At 63.2% G+C, this 19027-nt stretch carries 18 protein-coding genes; 2 read left to right on the top strand and 16 right to left on the bottom strand.

Features of this window, described 5'->3' with window-relative positions; genetic code table 11:
• Window positions 1-22: 22 nt before the first annotated feature.
• From JC607_RS16945 to JC607_RS16900, 10 genes are all read right to left on the bottom strand, one after another.
• A complete protein-coding gene (locus tag JC607_RS16945) occupies window positions 23-1336 on the bottom strand; it encodes a sugar ABC transporter substrate-binding protein (protein WP_198838072.1) in 1314 nt (437 codons plus the stop codon).
• Between the two features lie 129 nt (window positions 1337-1465).
• Window positions 1466-2422, bottom strand: a complete 957-nt coding sequence (locus JC607_RS16940; RefSeq protein ID WP_198838071.1) for a sugar-binding transcriptional regulator — start codon at window positions 2420-2422, stop codon at window positions 1466-1468.
• Window positions 2423-2432: 10 nt separating this feature from the next.
• On the bottom strand, window positions 2433-3110 hold the full coding sequence (locus tag JC607_RS16935) for an HAD family phosphatase (protein WP_198838070.1): 678 nt from the start codon (window positions 3108-3110) through the stop codon (window positions 2433-2435).
• Between the two features lie 78 nt (window positions 3111-3188).
• Window positions 3189-4067 carry a lysophospholipid acyltransferase family protein gene (locus JC607_RS16930; RefSeq protein ID WP_370584851.1) on the bottom strand — a complete coding sequence of 293 codons (879 nt, stop codon included), beginning with the start codon at window positions 4065-4067 and terminating at the stop codon, window positions 3189-3191.
• A gap of 74 nt (window positions 4068-4141) precedes the next feature.
• Entirely contained in the window at window positions 4142-4411 is a 270-nt protein-coding gene (locus JC607_RS16925; RefSeq protein WP_198838069.1) for an HPr family phosphocarrier protein, read from the bottom strand.
• 21 nt (window positions 4412-4432) lie between these two features.
• Window positions 4433-4828: a PTS sugar transporter subunit IIA gene (locus JC607_RS16920; RefSeq protein WP_092899282.1), complete on the bottom strand. Its 396-nt coding sequence runs from the start codon at window positions 4826-4828 to the stop codon at window positions 4433-4435.
• The gene (rapZ, locus tag JC607_RS16915; RefSeq protein WP_198838068.1) at window positions 4825-5778 is read right to left on the bottom strand and encodes an RNase adapter RapZ; all 954 of its coding nucleotides are present in this window, start codon (window positions 5776-5778) and stop codon (window positions 4825-4827) included. Before rapZ ends, JC607_RS16920 begins: the two co-directional genes overlap by 4 nt.
• Window positions 5779-5781: 3 nt before the next feature.
• Window positions 5782-6198: an HPr kinase/phosphorylase gene (locus tag JC607_RS16910; protein ID WP_370584850.1), complete on the bottom strand. Its 417-nt coding sequence runs from the start codon at window positions 6196-6198 to the stop codon at window positions 5782-5784.
• Between the two features lie 13 nt (window positions 6199-6211).
• Window positions 6212-7954, bottom strand: a complete 1743-nt coding sequence (locus JC607_RS16905) for a sensor histidine kinase (protein WP_198838066.1) — start codon at window positions 7952-7954, stop codon at window positions 6212-6214.
• A complete protein-coding gene (locus JC607_RS16900) occupies window positions 7951-8652 on the bottom strand; it encodes a response regulator transcription factor (protein WP_092899290.1) in 702 nt (233 codons plus the stop codon). The genes JC607_RS16905 and JC607_RS16900 overlap by 4 nt, the downstream gene beginning before the upstream one ends.
• 346 nt (window positions 8653-8998) lie before the next feature.
• On the opposite strand from JC607_RS16900, the gene JC607_RS16895 reads away from it, so the two are divergent.
• On the top strand, window positions 8999-10594 hold the full coding sequence (locus tag JC607_RS16895; RefSeq protein ID WP_198838065.1) for a phosphoenolpyruvate carboxykinase: 1596 nt from the start codon (window positions 8999-9001) through the stop codon (window positions 10592-10594).
• A gap of 64 nt (window positions 10595-10658) precedes the next feature.
• Here JC607_RS16895 and JC607_RS16890 read toward each other — a convergent pair whose 3' ends face one another.
• The 6 genes from JC607_RS16890 to JC607_RS16865 all read right to left on the bottom strand — a co-directional run bounded on the left by JC607_RS16890 (window position 10659) and on the right by JC607_RS16865 (window position 17233).
• A complete protein-coding gene (locus tag JC607_RS16890; RefSeq protein ID WP_370584849.1) occupies window positions 10659-12260 on the bottom strand; it encodes a 5-guanidino-2-oxopentanoate decarboxylase in 1602 nt (533 codons plus the stop codon).
• Between the two features lie 10 nt (window positions 12261-12270).
• On the bottom strand, window positions 12271-13080 hold the full coding sequence (locus JC607_RS16885; RefSeq protein ID WP_198838064.1) for an ABC transporter permease: 810 nt from the start codon (window positions 13078-13080) through the stop codon (window positions 12271-12273).
• A complete protein-coding gene (locus JC607_RS16880) occupies window positions 13077-13889 on the bottom strand; it encodes an ABC transporter permease (RefSeq protein WP_198838063.1) in 813 nt (270 codons plus the stop codon). Before JC607_RS16880 ends, JC607_RS16885 begins: the two co-directional genes overlap by 4 nt.
• A gap of 70 nt (window positions 13890-13959) precedes the next feature.
• Window positions 13960-15072, bottom strand: a complete 1113-nt coding sequence (locus JC607_RS16875) for an ABC transporter substrate-binding protein (RefSeq protein ID WP_198838062.1) — start codon at window positions 15070-15072, stop codon at window positions 13960-13962.
• A gap of 75 nt (window positions 15073-15147) precedes the next feature.
• Window positions 15148-16176 carry an ABC transporter ATP-binding protein gene (locus tag JC607_RS16870; RefSeq protein ID WP_370584848.1) on the bottom strand — a complete coding sequence of 343 codons (1029 nt, stop codon included), beginning with the start codon at window positions 16174-16176 and terminating at the stop codon, window positions 15148-15150.
• 172 nt (window positions 16177-16348) lie between these two features.
• On the bottom strand, window positions 16349-17233 hold the full coding sequence (locus JC607_RS16865; RefSeq protein ID WP_198838061.1) for a LysR substrate-binding domain-containing protein: 885 nt from the start codon (window positions 17231-17233) through the stop codon (window positions 16349-16351).
• Between the two features lie 183 nt (window positions 17234-17416).
• Between JC607_RS16865 and JC607_RS16860 the strand changes: the two genes are divergently transcribed.
• Complete coding sequence (locus tag JC607_RS16860) at window positions 17417-19015, top strand: amidohydrolase (RefSeq protein WP_198838060.1); 1599 nt, start codon at window positions 17417-17419, stop codon at window positions 19013-19015.
• The last annotated feature ends 12 nt before the right edge of the window (window positions 19016-19027 follow it).

The following is a 19027-nucleotide window of genomic DNA, read 5'->3' as shown; positions in this document are numbered from 1 at the left end:
CCGGGAGGAACCTCTTAACCGGTCACTTGATATAGCCCGAACGGGTCATCTCGGTCGTGGTGAAGGCCTGCGCCTTGGCCAGCGCTCCCTCAGCCGTATCAGACCCCGCCAGCGCCGCTGAGAACATCTGCCCGACCGCCGTGCCGAGCCCCTGGAACTCCGGGATCGCCACGAATTGCACCCCGACATAGGGCACCGGATCCACCGCAGGATTGTTCGGATCGGCCGCATTGATCGATTCAAGCGTCATCTTTGCGAAGGGCAGCTTCTGGTATTCCGGGTTGTCGTAAAGCGACTGGCGGGTGCCGGGGGGCACATTGGCCCAGCCTTCTTTCTCGGCCACCAGCGCGAGATAGTCCTTGCTGGTCGCCCAGGCGACGAAGGACTTCGCGGCCTCTTCCTTCTGCGTGCCCGCAGGGATTGCAAGGTTCCAGGCCCAGAGCCAGTTGCCGCGCTTGCCCAGCCCGTTATCCGGCGCCAGGGCAAAGCCGACCTTATCCGCCACGGTTGATTCCGCCGCATTGGTCACAAAGCTCGCCGCCACGGTCGCGTCGATCCACATGCCGCATTTGCCCTGCTGGAACAGCGAGAGATTCTCGTTGAAGCCATTATTCGCCGCCCCGGGCGGGCCATAATCGCCCATCAGATCAAGGTAGAAATCCAGCGTATCCTTCCAGGGCTTCTGGTCGAATTGCGGCTTCCAGTCCATGTCGAACCACTTCGCGCCGAAGCTGTTCCCCATGGCCGAGAGGAAGGCCATATTCTCGCCCCAGCCCGCCTTGCCGCGCAGGCAGATGCCGTAAACCTCATTCGGCTTGTCGGTCATCGCGGCGGCGGCTTCTTTGATGAAGGCCCAGGTCGGCGCATCTGGCATCGTGAGCCCGGCCTTCTCCATCAGGTCGGTGCGATACATCACCATCGAGCTTTCACCATAGAACGGCGCGGCGATGAGATTGCCGTCAACCGTCAACCCGCCCCGGATCGCCGGCAGCAGGTCATCGACATCGTAATCGGCGGGCAGGTCATTCAACGGCAGAAGCCAGCCCTGCTTGCCCCAGATCGGGGCCTCATAGGTGCCGATGGTCATAACGTCGAACTGGCCGCCTTTGGTCGCCACATCGGTGGTGACGCGCTGGCGCAGGACGTTTTCCTCAAGCGTCACCCAATCGACCCTGATGTCGGGATGTTTCGCGTAAAACGCCTCCATCAGCCCCTGCATCCGGATCATGTCGCCATTGTTCACGGTGGCGACGGTGATGGTGGTATCGGCCATCGCCGCCCCGGAAAGGGCGAGCGCAACCGTCGCGCCAAACATGGCGCGGTGCGACAGTTTCATTGGTTTTCCTCCCTGGCTGCGTCTGAATCACCTAAATGAGCAATTCATCGCACTGTGATCAATTGCTCACATCTGGATATGTTTCGTCAATCCCTTTCCTCCGCTGCAGCTGCGAGGGGGACCGGCGGCTCAGATGCGCGCCAGCAGCGCCTCGGCGGTGGGGGAATCGGTGATGAGACCGTTGATAATGTGGGATTTCAGCGCGGCATGGATGCCCGGCACTTTGGATGCACCCGCAGCAATGCCGATGGCAGGGCGGGAGAGGCCAGGTTCGACCCTGAGGCCGCCGGTGCGGGTGTTGATGCCGAAATCGAGATAGCGGCCATCCGAATCAAACACCCAGCCCGCGACCTCGCCTGCGGCACCCGCCGCCTGCATCTCGCGCAGCTCGGCATCGCTGACAAATCCGTCCCGGTGCAGCGGCGCGTCATCCGACATCTGGCCGACGCCGACAAAGACCACATCCGCGCCGCGCGCGAGTTCAAGCACCCGCCTGACGGGGCCAAGCGCGTGGAATTCGGCACGTTCCGCGGCGGTCGAGGACACCACCGGCACCAGCATCGGGTAATGCGGCGCCTGGACCCGGTCGGCGAGCCGCATCACCACATCGAAAAAGCTCGCCGAACCATCCGGGGCGATATTGCCGATCAGCGAGACCAGCCGATGCTGCGGCGCGGCCATCGGCTCCAGCGCCTCGACAAGCGCCCGCAGCGCGCGGCCGGTGCCAAAGCCGATGGTCAGGGGATCCTCCATCCGAAGGACCCGCTCCAGTTCAGCCGCCGCCGCGCCGGCGATCCCGGCGGCAGGGTCAGCGCCCGGCCCGAGGCCCGGGACCACCCGGCAGGTGGCCAGCCCGAAACGCTCCTTCAGCCGCGCCGCCAGATCCATCGAGGCGCCAATCGGGTGATTGAGCCGCACCTGGATCAGCCCTTCGGCCATGGCGCGGCTGACCAGCCGCTGGGCGCGCTGGCGCGAAATGCCCAGCTCGCCCGCGATCTGGTCCTGGGTCATGCCACCGACATAGTAAAGCCAGCCGGCACGGGCTGCATCGTCAAGCAGGCTGGGTTCTGTATCGGCCCGGCTCATTGTGGTTTCCTCATTGCGGCCTCCTCAACTCTGGCACCATGTCAAAAAACCGCGAGAAATCGTCAAAACGGCGGGCGGGTCGGGCGTCTTCGGGCTCTTCCGGCGTATCAGAGCCCATATGACTGCCCCCGATAAAGCGCCAGACCTCCATGCCCGCCGCATTCGCCGCGCGCAAACCCGTCAGGCTGTCCTCGATCACGAGGCAGGCCGCAGGCGCCACCCCCATCCGCGCCGCAGCATGGAGAAACAGATCCGGTGCCGGTTTACCCTGTGCTACCTCGCTTGCGGTAAAGGTCACCGCGCCAAGCCGGTCCCAGAGCCCGACCAGCCTGAGCGAGGTCTCAACCCGGCGGGGGCTGGACGAGGTCGCCACACAGACCGGCGCTGCCAGCTTGTCCAGCATCCCGGCCACACCCGGCATGATGCGCAGATCGCGCCTGAACGCGGCCAGCAGTGCCTCGCGGTAGCCCGTTTCGAATTCGGGCGGCAGATCGAGGCCAAAATCAGCGCGGATCGTCGCCATCACCGTCGGATAGCTGCGCCCCAGAAAATGGCGGGCGACATAGGCCAGGTCGATCTCAACACCCAGCTGCGCCAGTTCCGCCACCAGCATCTGCGCGCTGATGATCTCGCTGTCGATCAGCACGCCATCGCAATCGAGGATCAGCAGCTCAGGTGAAACGCTCATCATGCCCCGCACTAGGCCCCGAAGCGAAGCCGGCGCATATCTTACCCATTCCGGCGCGGGCCGAAAGCCCGGGTTGCGTCAGCGCGCCTTGCCCAAAGCCAGTGTATGTTCGCGCAGCCAGGCGAGGAAGCCGCGCGGATTGCCTTCCCATTTCTTCAGCTCATCCGCCGGGATCGGCTCGCCGATAAAGGGGCGCTGCGGCTTGAACAGCGCGCGCTTAATCTCGCGCAGCAAGAGGCCCTGGCGCAATGTATCCGACAGCTTGTTCGCGATCAGGAAGCTGCGGCTGTTCTGGCCGGGGAAATAGATCGGCAGGATGGTCGCACCGGTCGATTTCACGATCTTATGGGTGAAGACATTCCACTCCGCCTCGATCGCCGGGCCGAAATATGTCTCGGACATCGCGACTTTGCCGGCGGGGAAGAGAATGATCACGCCGCCGTTTTTCAGCTGCGCGAGCGTCTCGTTGCGCATCTTCAGCCCCTCTTCGCGCGCATTGTCTTCATGCGGGAAGGGAACCGGGATCATGAATTCCTCGACCTCGGGGATGCCGGTCAGAAGCGAACGGGTGAGGATTTTGAAATCGGGCCGCACGCGGGTGATCAGCTCGGCCATGATCATGCCATCGACCAGACCCGAGGGGTGGTTCGCCACAACGACGACCGGCCCGGTTTTGGGGATACGGGCGATTTCCTCGGGCGGCGTGTCGATGCGGATGCCCATATGGCGGATCGCCTTGGGCCAGAAGGGGGCACCAAAGGGGGCACCGGACTTCTCGAAGCTGCGGATCAGCGATAAAAGCTGGATCTTCGCCGTCAGCCATTCAATCGCGCGAATCGAATTCGCCTTGAACGGGTTGCGGAATGTTCCGGCATAAGACAGCCGGCGCATATCATAGGGTTTGTCCACCGGAGCCGGCGCTGCGGGTTTGGCGGTGGGCGGGCTTTGCTCGGTCACGAAGCGACGATCCTCAGCGTGTGGTCCCCGGTACAGGCCCGAAAACCGGACCCCTCATTCCACGAGGACAGCCCTCAATAGTCTTCTCCGAAGCGCCCGGCAACCAGAGCCTCCAGGGCATCGGCAAGTTTCTCCGCATCGGCGCCCGACGTCGTCACGTCAATCGAGGTTCCGCGCGAGGCGGCAAGCATCAAAAGACCCATGATCGAATCCCCCGAAACCTCCATCCCGTCCTTGGAGACGAGCGCGCGGGCGTCATGTGCCTCGACCGTCTCGACGAATTTCGCAGAGGCGCGGGCATGAAGCCCCTTCTCATTGACGATTTTGAAAGTCCTCAAGCGCAATCCCCAGGTCGAAATTCCGCCTCAGATCCCGCCGCCGAGATCAAGGCTATTGATATATTTGCGCCCGGCATCCAACGCGGCGGCAACTGCCTCCGGCACAGGAATATCGCGCGATTTCGCCAGCTTAATCAGCATTGGCAGGTTCGCGCCATAAAGAATGCGACGTCCCGACGCCGTACAGGCCGGCAAGGACAGATTCGAGGGCGATCCCCCGAACATATCCGTCACCACAACGACCCCCTCACCGCTGTCAACCGAATTGGCGGCAGCGATGATTTCGGCCTGTTTGGCGTTGCGGTCATGGTCATCTTCAATCGCAATGGCGATCATGCCGTCCTGTTTGCCGACAACATGCTCCACAGCGGAAAGATATTCCCGCGCCAGCCCTCCATGAGCGACGATTACGATCCCGATCAAGCCACAGACACCTTGTCAGCTGGGCCAGGCATCTCGCCGGCCTTGCGTTCCAGTTCCCTGTGCCGTTTTGACACCGGCCAGCCGGCCTGCGCAAGGGCACTGCCCATCAATTCTGCTATAGCAACCGATCTGTGTTGCCCGCCGGTGCAGCCAAACCCGATTGCGAGATGCGCCTTGCCCTCGCCCACCTGAGCCGGCAGCAGAAATTCAACCAGATCCCGCACCCGGTCAAGGAAGGGGGCAAAATTCGGATCCTGCGCCAGAAACGCCTGCACAGCCGGATCCCGCCCGTCCAAAGCGCGGAGCGCGGGGTTCCAGTGCGGGTTTTTCAGAAAGCGGCAGTCAAAGACCATATCCACCCCGCGCGGCAGGCCGCGGCGGTAGCTGAAGCTTTGCAGCGACACCGCGAGGCGGCCGGATCTGTCCGGCTCGAACCAACGCTTGATCTCGGCTTTCAGGTCATGGGGCGACAGCTCGGTCGTGTCGATCAGCAGATCGGCCCGGACCCGGATCGGGGTCAGCAGATCCAGCTCGCGCGCGATGCCTTCGGCCGGGGTCTCATCGGGGGCCAGAGGGTGGCGCCGGCGGGTCTCGGAATAGCGGCGGATCAGTTCGGGCGAGGCGCAGTCCAGATAGACCACCATCGGCGAGACCCCGGGGTCACGCACCATCCCGTCGATCAGCTCGATCAGCGCGGTGGCGTTGAAATCGCGGTTGCGGACATCAAGCCCCAGGGCCACAGGCCGGTCAGGGGCAGTGCCCTCCAGCAGACGCGGGATCAGGCTCAGGGGAATATTGTCGATCGTCTCATAGCCGATATCTTCCAGAACCCGGATGGCAGTGGTCCGCCCGGCGCCTGACGGCCCGGTCACAAGGACCAGTCTGAATTCCCCGGGCACCGCGTCCCGGGACTGGGCCGCCTCAGAACCGGCCACCAGAGAGGCATCCATAGCTCACTCCTGTCGCCCGCCCGTCATCAGGGCAAGCAATCCTTCGGCAAGATGGTCATTTTGCGCGCGCAGCACAAGCGGCAGTTCATATCCAAGTATAGATATGTGTCGCCGGGGGGGCAGTCGCTCGGTTTCCGCCTGCCCCAGATCGACCACCAGAGCAAGCGGCACCGGGCCCGAGGGCGTCACCCGCAGGATGCCGATCCCCCGCGCCTCGATCAGCCCGCTGATCGCCTGCGAGGGGCAGGAGATCTCGACCCCGCCGCCAGACACGGTCAGCGCGGTCTGGTCATCCGCGACCAGCGCCGCGCCATAAGCCATGAGTTTCAGCGCCAGCGCCGATTTCCCCGCCTCCGAAGGGCCGAGGATCAGCACCCCCCTGCCCAGGATGGCAACCGAACTGGCATGCAGGATCTGCACTGCCGTCACATCGTCAAACCGGCAGACCGACCACGAAACGCGCGCCCAGCGGCTCGGAATTGGGGTCGGCATTCGGGTGGCGGATGTTTTCGGCCCAGATCACCCCGCCATGCGCCTCGACGATCTGTTTCGAGATCGACAGGCCGAGGCCGGAGTTATTGCCGAAATGCGTCTCGGGCCGGTCGGAATAAAAGCGCTTGAACACTTTGGTCAGCGCCTGTTCCGGAATGCCCGGGCCGGTATCTTCGACCACGATCAGCACGCGGTTCTCGCGCTGACGCGCCCAGACCCGCACCGCATCGCTGGCCTCGCAAAACGAGATCGCATTGGTGATCAGATTGACGAAGACCTGGGCCAGCCGCGCTTCGAGACCGCGGATCATGATCTTGCCCGCAGGCAGGTCGGTCAGGAAATCGACCTCCGACCCGGCCGCCTGTTCGCCCAGATATTGCGTCAGATTGGTCAGGGTATGGACGAGGTCGAATTCTTCCTCTTCCTCTTTCACCAGTTCGGAATCGAGGCGCGAGGCATTCGAAATATCCGAAACCAGTCGGTCAAGGCGGCGCACATCATGCTCGATCACATCGAGCAGTTTCTCGCGATGCTCTTCCTTTTTCACAAAGCGCAGCGAGCCGACCGCCGAACGCAGCGAGGCGAGCGGGTTCTTGATCTCATGCGCCACATCGGCGGCAAATTGTTCATTGGCATCAATGCGATCGTATAGCGCCGCCACCATGCCGCGCATTGCGACCGAAAGCCGTCCGATCTCATCGGGACGCGCCGCGAGGTCCGGGATCCGCACCCGCCCCGGCGAGACCTTACCGCCGTCACCGCCGCGTCCGATCTCTGCCGCCGCCGCCAGATCCGAGAGCGGATTGGCGATGGTCGAGGCCAGCACCAGCGAAAGCCCGACCGAGACCAGCAGCGCCACGATGAAGACCTGGAGCACCTGTTCCCGCTCATAGCGCACCAGCCGGTCGATCTCGCCCGCCGCCGAAGACAGGACCAGGACCGAACGCACCTCGCCCGCAACCGCCACCGGGGTCGCGACCGAGAAAACCTTGCCGCCATCCGGGCCCAGACCGGTCGAAGAGGCAGTCTGCCCCGCCATCGCATTGGGCAAAAGCTGGCGCGCCAGCGTCGCACTGTCCTCGCCTTCCAGCTGGGTACGGCCCAGCGAAAGCACCACCGAAACCCCGTCCCAGACCGAGTTCAGGAAATCGGTGATCACCGTCGGGCGACGGGCCACCAGATCGCTTTCGGGGCCGGTGCGGGTCGCAAGAATCGCGCCCTCGGCGTCAAAGATAAAGGCCACCACACCGGGCGCCAGGTCGACACGACGCAGCGCGGCGGAATAGTCGTAAGGCGCCGCCGGGGTGATCTGCCCCTCCGGGCCTGCCTGATCCGGTGCAGTGGCCGGGCCCGTCTGGCTGGCCTCGAACACGCCGGAAATCAGCCGCGCCTCGCGGACAAGTCCCGCCTCGCGGCTGAGGACCAGGCTGTCGCGGAACGGGTTGAGGAACAGTACCCCTGCCACAAGGATGATCAGCGCCATCAGGTTGAAAATGACGATCTTGCGCGCCAGCGGGCTGCGGTTCAGCGCGACAAGCCCCCCCAGCGGACGGGCGCCGCGCTGTTCATCAGGAATGCTTTCCGGCGAGACCCAGTCTTCGCCCAGCAGCACTTGCCCCCCGCGCCGGCCAGTTCCGGTGCGGGAGTTGCGGTTGTCAGACCCAAGGCGCGGCGAGGCTGTCATTCTTCGTTGTAGCGATAACCAATGCCGTAAAGCGTTTCGATGGCCGAGAATTCCTCATCAACGGTCCGCATCTTCTTGCGCAGCCGTTTGATATGGCTGTCGATGGTGCGATCATCGACATAGACCTGATCATCGTAAGCCACATCCATCAGCTGATCGCGCGACTTCACAAAACCCGGGCGCTGCGCCAGGGCCTGCAAAAGCAGGAATTCAGTCACGGTCAGCGAGACATCGCGGCCTTTCCAGGACACCGCATGGCGCAGCGGATCCATCCTGAGCTCGCCGCGCTCGATCACCTTATTCTCTTCCGAGACCGGTGCATCGGTCGCCACACCGGCATCCTGACGCCGCAACAGCGCCCGGATCCGTTCGACCAGCAGCCGCTGCGAGAAAGGCTTTTTGACATAGTCATCCGCGCCCATCCGCAGACCGAGCACCTCGTCGATCTCGTCATCTTTCGAGGTGAGGAAAATCACCGGCATCGCCGTCTTCTGGCGCAGCCGCTGCAAGAGATCCATCCCGTCCATGCGGGGCATTTTAATATCAAGAACCGCCATGTCGGGCATGCGGCGATTAAAGGCGTCCAGGGCCGATTGGCCGTCAGTATAGGTTTCGACTTCGAACCCCTCAGCTTCGAGGGTCATCGAGACGGACGTCAGAATGTTCCTGTCGTCGTCCACCAGGGCGATGCGCGACATAATATATCCTGCTCTGTTTCTTATCCGGATATAATCCTCAATGCGCGGGCAGGAATCAACAGGAAACGAATCACCCACCCGTTCCGGCAGGAAAAGCGTCACGAAAATGCGGCAGCATGGCGAATATGCCTCACTGTGGGCAAGGTGCCGCCGGTGGTTGCGCTAACCTGGGAATGGTTGCGCTAACTCCCTGAAAGGTTGCTGTTTTCCTTTCCGGGCCGCGTGTTATAGGCGCAAAGAGGGCAGTACAAACGGATAGGTTTGCCCTTGCGCCCAAGGCCCGGGCGCAGTTTCAACCAAGGCCGCGCCAGGCGCGCGGCGACCGGAGCTTGGCACGGATATGACTATGAACGGACGCGTGAACCCGAAACGCACTCTGGACCACCAGGGGATCAGCGGCGCCGGCACTGTTCATTACAACTATCGCGAACCTGCACTTGTCGAAGCCGCGGTTGCCCGCGGCGAGGGCCATATCGGCAAAGGCGGCGCTTTTCTCTGCACGACGGGGAAATTTACCGGCCGTTCGCCGAAGGATAAATTCGTGGTGCGTTCGGCTTCGACCGAGAACACCATCTGGTGGGAGAACAACGCGCCGATGGCGGAGAGCGCCTGGGCTTTGCTCAAGGCCGATATGCTCGACCACCTGAAGGGGCGCGAGGTTTTCGTCCAGGATCTCTATGCCGGTGCCGATGCCGCACACCGTGTCGATGTGCGGGTGGTCAGCGGGCTTGCCTGGCATAATCTGTTCATCCGTCACCTTCTGCGCCGCCCTGAGGCCGCTGAACTTGACCATTTCGAACCAGAATGGACAATCATCAACCTGCCGTCCTTCAAGGCCGACCCCGAGCGGCACGGCTGCCGCACCGATACGGTGATCGCGCTGAATTTCGACGAAAAGACCGTACTGATCGCCAATACCGAATATGGCGGCGAGAACAAAAAAGCGGTCTTCACCATCCTGAACTACCTGCTGCCCGAAAAGGGCGTGATGCCGATGCATTGCTCGGCCAATCACGCGATCGGCAATCCGGATGACACGGCCGTCTTCTTCGGCCTTTCCGGCACCGGCAAGACCACGCTTTCCGCCGATCCCTCGCGCATCCTGATCGGCGATGATGAACATGGCTGGTCGGATACCGGCACTTTCAACTTTGAAGGCGGCTGCTATGCCAAGACGATCAATCTCTCGGCCGAGGCCGAGCCGGAGATCTATGGCACCACCCATCGTTTCGCGACCGTGGTCGAAAACATGGTCTGGGATCCCGAGACGTTCGAGCTTGATTTCGAAGACAATTCGCTCACCGACAATATGCGCTGCGCCTATCCGCTGGAGTATATTTCCAACGCATCGCCCACCGGTCTGGGTGGCATGCCGAAGAATGTGGTGATGCTGACATGTGACGCCTTCGGGGTGCTTCCCCCGATCTCGCGGCTGACGCCGGCCCAGGCGATGTATCACTTCCTTTCGGGCTTCACCTCGAAAACCCCCGGGACCGAGCGCGGCGTGACCGAGCCGACGCCGACCTTCTCGACCTGTTTCGGCGCCCCCTTCATGCCGCGCCGGCCCGAGGTCTATGGCAAGCTTTTGCAGGAGAAGATCGCAAAGCACGGCGCCTCCTGCTGGCTGGTGAACACCGGCTGGACCGGCGGCAAGCATGGGACGGGTCGGCGGATGCCGATCAGGGCGACGCGCGCGCTGCTGACGGCGGCGCTGGATGGCTCGCTTGCCCGCGTGCAGTTCCGCAAGGACCCGAATTTCGGCTTTGAGGTTCCGGTCGATGTGCCCGGCGTGGATCCGGTGCTGCTGAACCCGCGCGAGACCTGGGCGGATAAGGCGGGTTATGACGCGCAGGCCCAGATTCTGGTCGGCATGTTCTCGAAAAACTTCGGACAATATGTCGAACATATCGACGCCGATGTGCGCGCCGCCGCGATTGGCTGAAATGTTCGATAAGTGAAATCAGAACCGCCCGGAAACACAGGTTTCCGGGCGGTTTTGTTTGATTTTACAGCGATACCTGGGCGCGCAGATCATCGCCGAAGATCAGCATGGTCGGCCCTTTGCGTGCAGCCCCCTCGCGCAGGAGGCCCGGCAGGGTCTCAAGCTCTGTCACCCGCTCGACATGCCAGCCCGAAGCTGCCGCGATCGCCGCCAGATCGGGCGTGTAGATATCGACGCCAAGCGTCGGGATGTTCTTCGCGACCATATAGGATTTGATCTCGCCATAACCGCTGTTGTCATGGACAAGCAGGATCACCGGCACTTCGGCCTCGGTGGCCGATGCCAGTTCCGAGAGCGAGAATTGCAGCCCGCCATCGCCCGAGATCCCTACCACCGGGCGGTCATCCGCGAGTTTCGCCCCAATCGCCGCCGGCAGGCCATAGCCCAAAGTGCCGTAGCCCGTAGCCGAATTGAACCAGGTGCCGGGCGAGGCCGCCTCATATGCCATATTCCCGGCATAAGTCAGCTGGGTGGAATCGCCCACCATCCGCACACCTGGCAGCGTATCGCGCACGATATCGAGCAGCGCCAGGTCGCGCCGATAAGCATCCAAGAGACCGGCACGCCCCTTGCGCGCCTCTGCCGCCCGCGCCGCACCATCCTTCTTCACGGCCGGGGGCGGGTCGGCCAGAACTGCCGCCACAAATTCCGCCGCATCCGCAGTGATCGCGAGCGAAGGGGGGATCCCCCGCGCCATATGCACCGGGTCGAGATCGACGCGGATCAGGGTGCCTGGCAGCGCGAAACCGCCATCCTCATACATGTCGTAATCGGTCAGACCCAATTCGGTCCCGATCGCCAGAACGACATCTGCGCCCGCGATCAGCGCGCGCGTGCTGGCGACCGAGGCCGAGACAGGCACCGCCAGCGCATGACCCGGCGGCAGCAGCCCCCGCGCATTGGTCGTCATCACCAGCGGCGCGTCGAACAGCTCGGCCAGCCGCCCGACTTCGGCCCGCTGCGCACCGCCACCGGCGAGGATCACCGGGCGTGCGGCGCCTTCAAGCGCCTGGATCGCCTCGCGCAGGGCCGCGGGCGCGGGCGCGGGCAGCGACAGCATCATCGGTTTCGGCAAAGGCAGATGACCGGCATCCGCGAGCATCACATTGATCGGCAGTTCGATATGCACCGGGCGCGGCCGCGCGCCGTAAAACACCGCAAAGGCCTGGGCCAGCGCGCCCGCCAGTTCCTCGGGCCGGTTCACCGTGCGCGAGAACGCCGCCACGCCCGAAACCAGCGCCTGCTGATTGGGCAGCTCATGCAGCCAGCCCTCGCCCGAGCCCATCCGCCCATGCGCGTTGACGGTCGAAATCACCAGCATCGGGATCGAATCGCCATAGGCCTGGCCCATTGCGGTCACGATATTGGTCATCCCCGGCCCGGTGATGATGAAACAAACCCCGGGCTTACCGCTCGCCCGTGCATAGCCATCGGCCATGAACCCCGCACCCTGCTCGTGGCGCGGCGTAACATGGCGCACGCCGGAACCGGCGAGCCCGCGATACAGCTCTACCGTGTGAACGCCGGGGATGCCGAACACCACCTCGACGCCATAGCTGCGCAGAAGATGGGTCAGATAAACCCCGGTTGAGATATTCGCAGTCACGTCTTCATCCCTATCTTTGCTGGCCCTGCCGCAATTGCATAACGGTTTTGATCAACACGACCGCAACCACAATCGCGATCAGCACCACCGAAATCGCGGCAATTGCCGGATCGATATTATCCCGCAAGCCCATCCACATCAGGCGCGGCAATGTCACCGCATTGACCGAGGTGATGAACAATGTCACGCCGATTTCCTCCCAGGACAGCACAAAGCTCAGGAAAAGTGCGGCAATCAGGCCAAAGCGGATATTTGGCATAATGATGCGGAACACCCGCGTCATCAGCCCCGCCCCCATCGAGCGCGCGGCGAGGTCGATGCGGCGGTCGACCTGGCTGAGCGCGACGGTGATCAGCACGACGGCGAAGGGCGCGACCATGACCGAATGCGCCAGCGCCACGCCGAAGAAAGTGTCATAGCCAATGACCCCGTTCCACTGGCTGAGCGAGGTCAGGAAGAAGTAAAGCGTCAGCGCCGAGACGACCGGCGGCGCCACCATCGGCAGCATCGCGATCCCCATGTAAATCCCGGCAAATCTCGGCTGCAGCATCCAGATCCCAAGCGCGAAAGCGGTGGCAAGCGCGGTGGAAAACAGGCTCGCAACCAGCCCGATGCGAATCGAGAGCCAGACCCCCTGCCCCCAGGCCGGATTCTCGATCAGCGCCCGGTAATGGCGCAAGGACCATTCATCCCCGGCCATGGAAAGATTGCGCCCGGGCGTGAAGCTGACCGGCACCACGGCAATCAGCGGCATCAGCAGGAAGACCGCGACCAGAGCCGCAAGGATCGTCGCAAGGAGACCTGGCTTGAGCGTGATCATCGGCCCGGCCCTTTCGCATATTTCATCGTCAGCATCAGCAACAACCCGATGGCGACCATCATGATCACCGAGATTGCCGCACCAAGGCCCCAGTCCGGGCTTTGGAAGATCCTGAGCCAGATCAGTTCCGCGACCAGCACTGAACGGCCTCCGCCAAGAAGGGCCGGCGTGACAAAGAAGCCAAGCGCAAAGACGAAGACCAGCAAAAGGGCTCCGAAAATACCGGTTTTGGTCATGGGAACGAAGACCTGCCAGAAGACGCGCGCCCGCGACGCCCCCATGCCGCGCGCGGCCAGCAGCACACGCTCATCCACCGCGCGCATGGCTGAGGCCAGCGGGAAGACGGCGAAGGGGATCAGGAAATGCACCATCCCCAGCACGACGCCGAATTCATTGCGGACCAGCGTCAGCGGCTCTGCGAGCAGCCCGAGATCCTGGCCCCAGGTGTTGATGATGCCCCGGTTTGAAAGCAGCGCCAGCCAGCCAAAGGCCCGTGTCAGAACGGAAATCCAGAAGGGGATCAGGATGCAGAGCTCAACGAAAAGCCGCATCACCGGCCCGCCCCGCACCCAGAGCAGCGTGATCATATAAGCCATTGCGACGGCCAGTACCGTGACCAGCGCGCAGATCCTGACCGTACGCCAGATCACGCTCAGGACCAGCGGGTCGGTCAGCGCGGTCTTATATTGGCCAAGACCGGGCTCGGGCAGGGTCACGCTCCAGCGCATGACGCCGAGAAACGGGATCAGATAGGCCAGCGCCAGAAAGATCAGCAGCGGGGCCAGCAGGAACAGGCGGGATCGGAGCATGGGCACCCCCTCGGGCAAGAGACCCCGGGCCGGGATGGCCCAGGGGTCAGGGGTTCAGGACGGGGTCAGGTCAGGCTGAGATGATCTTCAGATATTCATCCAGCGCCGGGCCGTAATTGGTCTCATACCAGGCCATGTCGATCGGCATTTGCTGGGCATAGTTATCCGCAGCCACCGGGTTGTATCTGGCATCCTCGGCCGGCAACAGCGCATCGGCCGCCGGATTCGCCGGCCCCTGGCCCAGCATCTCGAACATGATCAGCTGTTTCGCGGGATCCTGCACCGAGGCGAGGAACTGCATCGCGGTTGCGGCGCCGCCCGGGTTGCCCTTCACCACGCCAAGCGCGCCGGGCGAAACGAAGCCATCCTTCCAGATGAATTTCACATCGCCACCCGAATCCTGTTCGATCAGCCGCGCGCGGGTCGACCAGACGATGGCCATCGAGGCCTCACCATCCAGAAGCAGCGACTGGCTTTCCGCCCCGCCGCCCCAGAAGGCCACGACATTGTCCTTGAAGGCCGCAAGTTTCTTATGGGCGCGCTCGATATCCAGCGGGTAAAGATCTGTTGGCGCCACACCATCGGCCAGCAAAGCCGCCTCCCAGACACCAACGCCCCATTTATAAAGCGCGCGTTTGCCGGGGAATTTTTCCACATCGAAGAAATCTGCGATGCCGGTCGGCGGGTTATCTCCGAATTTTTTCGCATCATAGGCGATGACGTAAGAGAAGAAATAGGTCGAGGCGGCATAGTCCCAGCCAAAACCCTCGCGGAATTTCGACTTATCGACCACTGCGTAGTCGATGGGCTCCATCATGCCCTTTTTGCCAAGCGCCTCGGCCGAGAACGGATCGACATCCACGAGGTCCCAGGTCGGTTTGCCGCTTTCCACCTGGGCCTGGATCGCACCTTCGGTCGGGCCCGAACCATCCTGGCGCACGGTGATGCCGGTCGCCTCGAGGAAGGGCTTGCCATAGGCCGCATCATAGGCGGTGCCGGCATCGCCGCCCCAGTTCACCAGCACCAGTTCTTTGGTCTGGGCATCGGCGCGGCTCCCCAGCCCGAGCGCCGATGTTCCCAGCAATAGCGCGAGGCCCGTGTTGAAATTCCGCCGCGAAATCTGACCCTTGCGGGCTTTCATCGCGAGGATTTCCAACTGGTCACGCTGGAAAGGTCCGTTCATAATCCATCTCCCTGTTGAGGATTTTCCGTCTCCCGGCGCCCGCATCTGATGGCGGATCTGTCCCGGATCGTTCGCTTAAAGCATGAAACCGCGGCTCGCCTCCCAGCTGGTCCAGACCGCAGCCCCCGGGGCAAGACCCTCCGGGAGTTTCGCAGTCGGCATATGAAGGGTGACCGCCACGCCGCCTTTGGTGGCCAGCGCGAGGCGGGTTTCGGCGCCCAGATAGGTCAGGTCGCGCAATTCGACCGGCAGCGCATTGCCGCAGGTGGGCTCGGTCAGCGAGAGGCCCATATTCTCAGGCCGGATCGCCAGATTGTCGCCCGTGCCGTCCGGCAGGTGAATGGCGCGGCCTTCGATCTGCGAGGCGGTCACCGGCAGAATGTTGATATCGCCCAGAAATTCCGCAACGAACCGATTCGAGGGCCGCTCATAGACCTCGCGCGGCGGGGCGATCTGTTGCAACTGTCCCTTCTCGAAAATCGCGATCCGCGAGGACAAAGCGAGGGCTTCTTCCTGGTCATGGGTTACGAAAACAAAGGTGGTGCCGGTTTCCTGATGAATGCGGCGCATCTCATCCTGCATCTGGCCGCGCAGGTTCTTGTCGAGCGCCGAAAACGGCTCGTCCAGCAGCAGGACCGGCGGCGAATAGGCCAGCGCGCGGGCCAGAGCCACCCGCTGTTGCTGCCCGCCCGACAGGCCTGCGGGCCGTTTATGGCCATGCCCGCCAAGGCCGACCATTTCCACCATGTCCCTGACACGCCGGGAAATATCCGCACCCGAGCGCCCCTGCACCTTCAGCGGAAAGGCGATGTTTTCCTCGACCGTCATATGCGGGAACAGCGCATAGCCCTGAAACACCATGCCAAAACCGCGCGCCTCGGGCGGCGTTTCGGTCATCTCGCGCCCGTCCAGTGTCAGCTGCCCCGATGTGGGGGCCTCGAAACCCGAAAGGATCATCAGGAACGTGGTTTTCCCCGATCCCGAAGGCCCGAGAAGCGTCACAAACTCGCCGCGCCCGACGGTCATGGAAATGTCCTTCAGCGCAGTGAAGCGCCCGAACATCTTGCCGATCCCTGATGCTCCGATTTCTGCTGCCTGCGTCACTTGGTATCCCTTGCCAGAGTTCCGGGTGCCGGTGCCGGCCGCAGGTCGCGGCGGGAACCGGGCAGAATATCCACCTGAGCCTGAGATGCGGGGCTCTGAAAAACAATAGAAAGTTTTTCACCCATTCGGGAAACAGAATTTGCCGAAGCTCCGCCAGCCGATCAAAAAAGGGTCAATCGTCGATCAGCTCGCCCAGAAGCCAGTCCCGAAAGGCCCCAACCGCCGGGTTGCCGGCCTTTTCCGGTGGCACAACCATGAAATAGGACCGGACCGAGCGCACCGAAAGGTCAAAGGGCCTGACCAGATGGCCGGCGCGGATCGCGTCCTGGCAGATGAACTCGTCGCCCATTGCGATGCCCTGGGCACCAAGCGCTGCCGCGTAAACCAGGTTCATATCGGCAAAGCGGATGCCATTCTGCGCCGCCTCAACCGGCATACCGGCGAGGCGGAACCAGCTTTCCCAATCCTCGTAATCGCCCAGATGCAGCAAAGTGGCGCCCAGAAGCGCGCCGGTATCCGCCATCGATTCAAACCGGTTCAGCCAGGCCGGGCTGCAAAGCGGGGTGAAATCCACCGCCTTCAGCAGCTCGACATCCATCCCGGGCTGGTTGCCCTCGCCAAAGGTGATGAAGATATCGACATCGGGATTGGCAACATCATCGAGCCGGCGCGGCGTCTGCACCGACAGCGTAACATCCGGAAAATCCGCAACAAACCCGCCGATCTTGCCGCAAAGCCAGCTGGAGGCAAAACCCGGCGGACAGCTGACCGACAGCGCCCCGGTCACGCCCCGCGCGGCGTTGCGCGTGGCCGATCCCGCGATCATTGAAAGCGCGCGGCGGATATCTGTGGCATAGGCCTGGCCCTGCGGCGTCAGCTCGACCCTTGTGCCGATACGGCTGGTCAGGCGAAAGCCGAGATCGCGCTCCAGCAGCCGCAGCTGGTGGCTGACCGCGCTGCGGGTCAGGTTCAGCTCATCCGCCGCCTGCCAGACCGTGCCATGGCGGGCAAAGCTTTCCAGCGCGCGCAACGCCTGGGTCGAGGGGATACGGGCCATGCTCACCTCGCTGGCTTTGTGCCAGTCTGCGGCTTTCCCCGCGCGGCACAAGCAAAAGGTGAATTTTCTTTGCCGAAGCAGGGAAAAGGTTTCACTTTCGCGCAACCGTGACGCGCTGTTAGCCCTGAAAGAAGGATGGCGGCCCCTTCCGCCCCCCTTTGCCGCAGAACCGGAGCCCGGGTCATGTCTCAGCTTTCCGCCGCCCAGACCACCGCCCTCGCCAGCGTGAACGCCCGCGCAGCCGAGCATTCGGACTGGTGCGCCACGATCTTTTCCTATGGCGAAACCGCCTGGCGCGAATACCGCTCCTGCGCCTGGTATGTCGAAAAGCTGCGCGCCGAGGGGTTCGACGTCGAAGAGGGATCGGCGGGGATGCCGACCGCTTTTTGTGCCACCTGGTCGAACGGGCCCGACTCTGACGGCGCCCCGGTGATCGGCATGTATGCGGAATATGACGCCGTTCCGGGGAATTGCCAGGCCGCCTCGACCCGGCGCGAGCCGCGCGCGGGCCTCGGCTTCCAGGCAGGCGGCCATACCGATCCGCATTCGGGTCTCGGGATTGCCGGGCTCGCGGGGCTTCTGGCCACCAAAGCCGCGATGGAGAAACACGGCATCAAAGGCGGGCTGCGCTTTACCGGCGAACCGGCGGAAAAAGTGCGCGGATCGAAACCGATCCATGCCGCGAAGGGCTATTATGACGGGCTGGCGGCGATCCTGTCGTTCCACCCGTTCTACATGCTGCCGATGTGTAACACGGTGCGCTGGAACACACATTGTGGCGCGGCTTATGCGATGATCTACCGGTTTATCTGCGATGAGCCGCAAAACTGGGGCGCGCATGCCCCCTATGCAAAAGACGGCGCGCCGATCCCGCAATCGCATTCGGCGGTGCGCGCGCCTGGCGCCAATGACGCGCTGAACCTGATGTTCCTGACGTCAAAATCCCTGCGCGATTCGATGTTGCCGCATCAGGGCGGCTGGTCGATTTCCGAGGCAATCCTGACCGCAGGCCAGGCCACCGCCGACAACCTGCCCGCAGGCCTCGCCGAGATCCAGTATATGATGCGGGTGCCGACCCTTGCCATGGCCGAAGCGGTGACCGCAGCACTTGACCGCAACGCCGAACATGCAGCGGCGATGACCGGCTGCCGGGTCGAGAGGCACTGGGTCTGCAAATCACGCCCCGGCCTTGCGAACCACGCCATCGCAAATGTGGTCTGGGAGGCGATGCAGGCCACCGGCGCGCCGCAGTGGGGCGAGGCGGCCAAAGTGATCGCCCGCGAGGTTCAGACAAATCTCGGCCTCGAGCCGATGAGCGATCCCTTCATCCCCGAAATGACCCGCCTCATCGCGCCGCAAGAGGCCGAACGGATCCTGCGCGAGGATCTGCCGCCCTCACAGGCCAATTCCACCTCGGATGACTACACCGATATGTGCTGGCACGCGCCCACCGCGCGGTTCTACATCGCGCGGCCCGCGCTGAGCGCACCGCAGGGCTATGTCTACCCGTCCTGGGTGATGAACGCACTTGGCGGCATCCCCGAGACCATTGACCCGATGGTGCAGACCGCCGCCGGGGTGCTGGCGCTCTCGGCGCTGCGCATCCTCGAAGATGCCGATGCCCGCGCAGCAATGTGGGCCGAATTCGAGACCCGCCGCGCCGCCGCGCCGATCCCGCCCCTTTGCGATTACGACCCGCCCATCCATTTCCGCTGGCCGGAATATGTCACCACCCCACGCGGGCGCGACTGGTGGATTCCGTCCACCATGCCAGGCGCCTGACCCAACAGGAGA

It is taken from the genome of Paracoccus sp. IB05, from assembly GCF_016405985.1.
In the GTDB taxonomy this organism is placed as follows: domain Bacteria; phylum Pseudomonadota; class Alphaproteobacteria; order Rhodobacterales; family Rhodobacteraceae; genus Pseudogemmobacter.
Note: the sequence above shows the minus strand (reverse complement) of the source record. Positions and strands in the feature narration are given on the sequence as shown.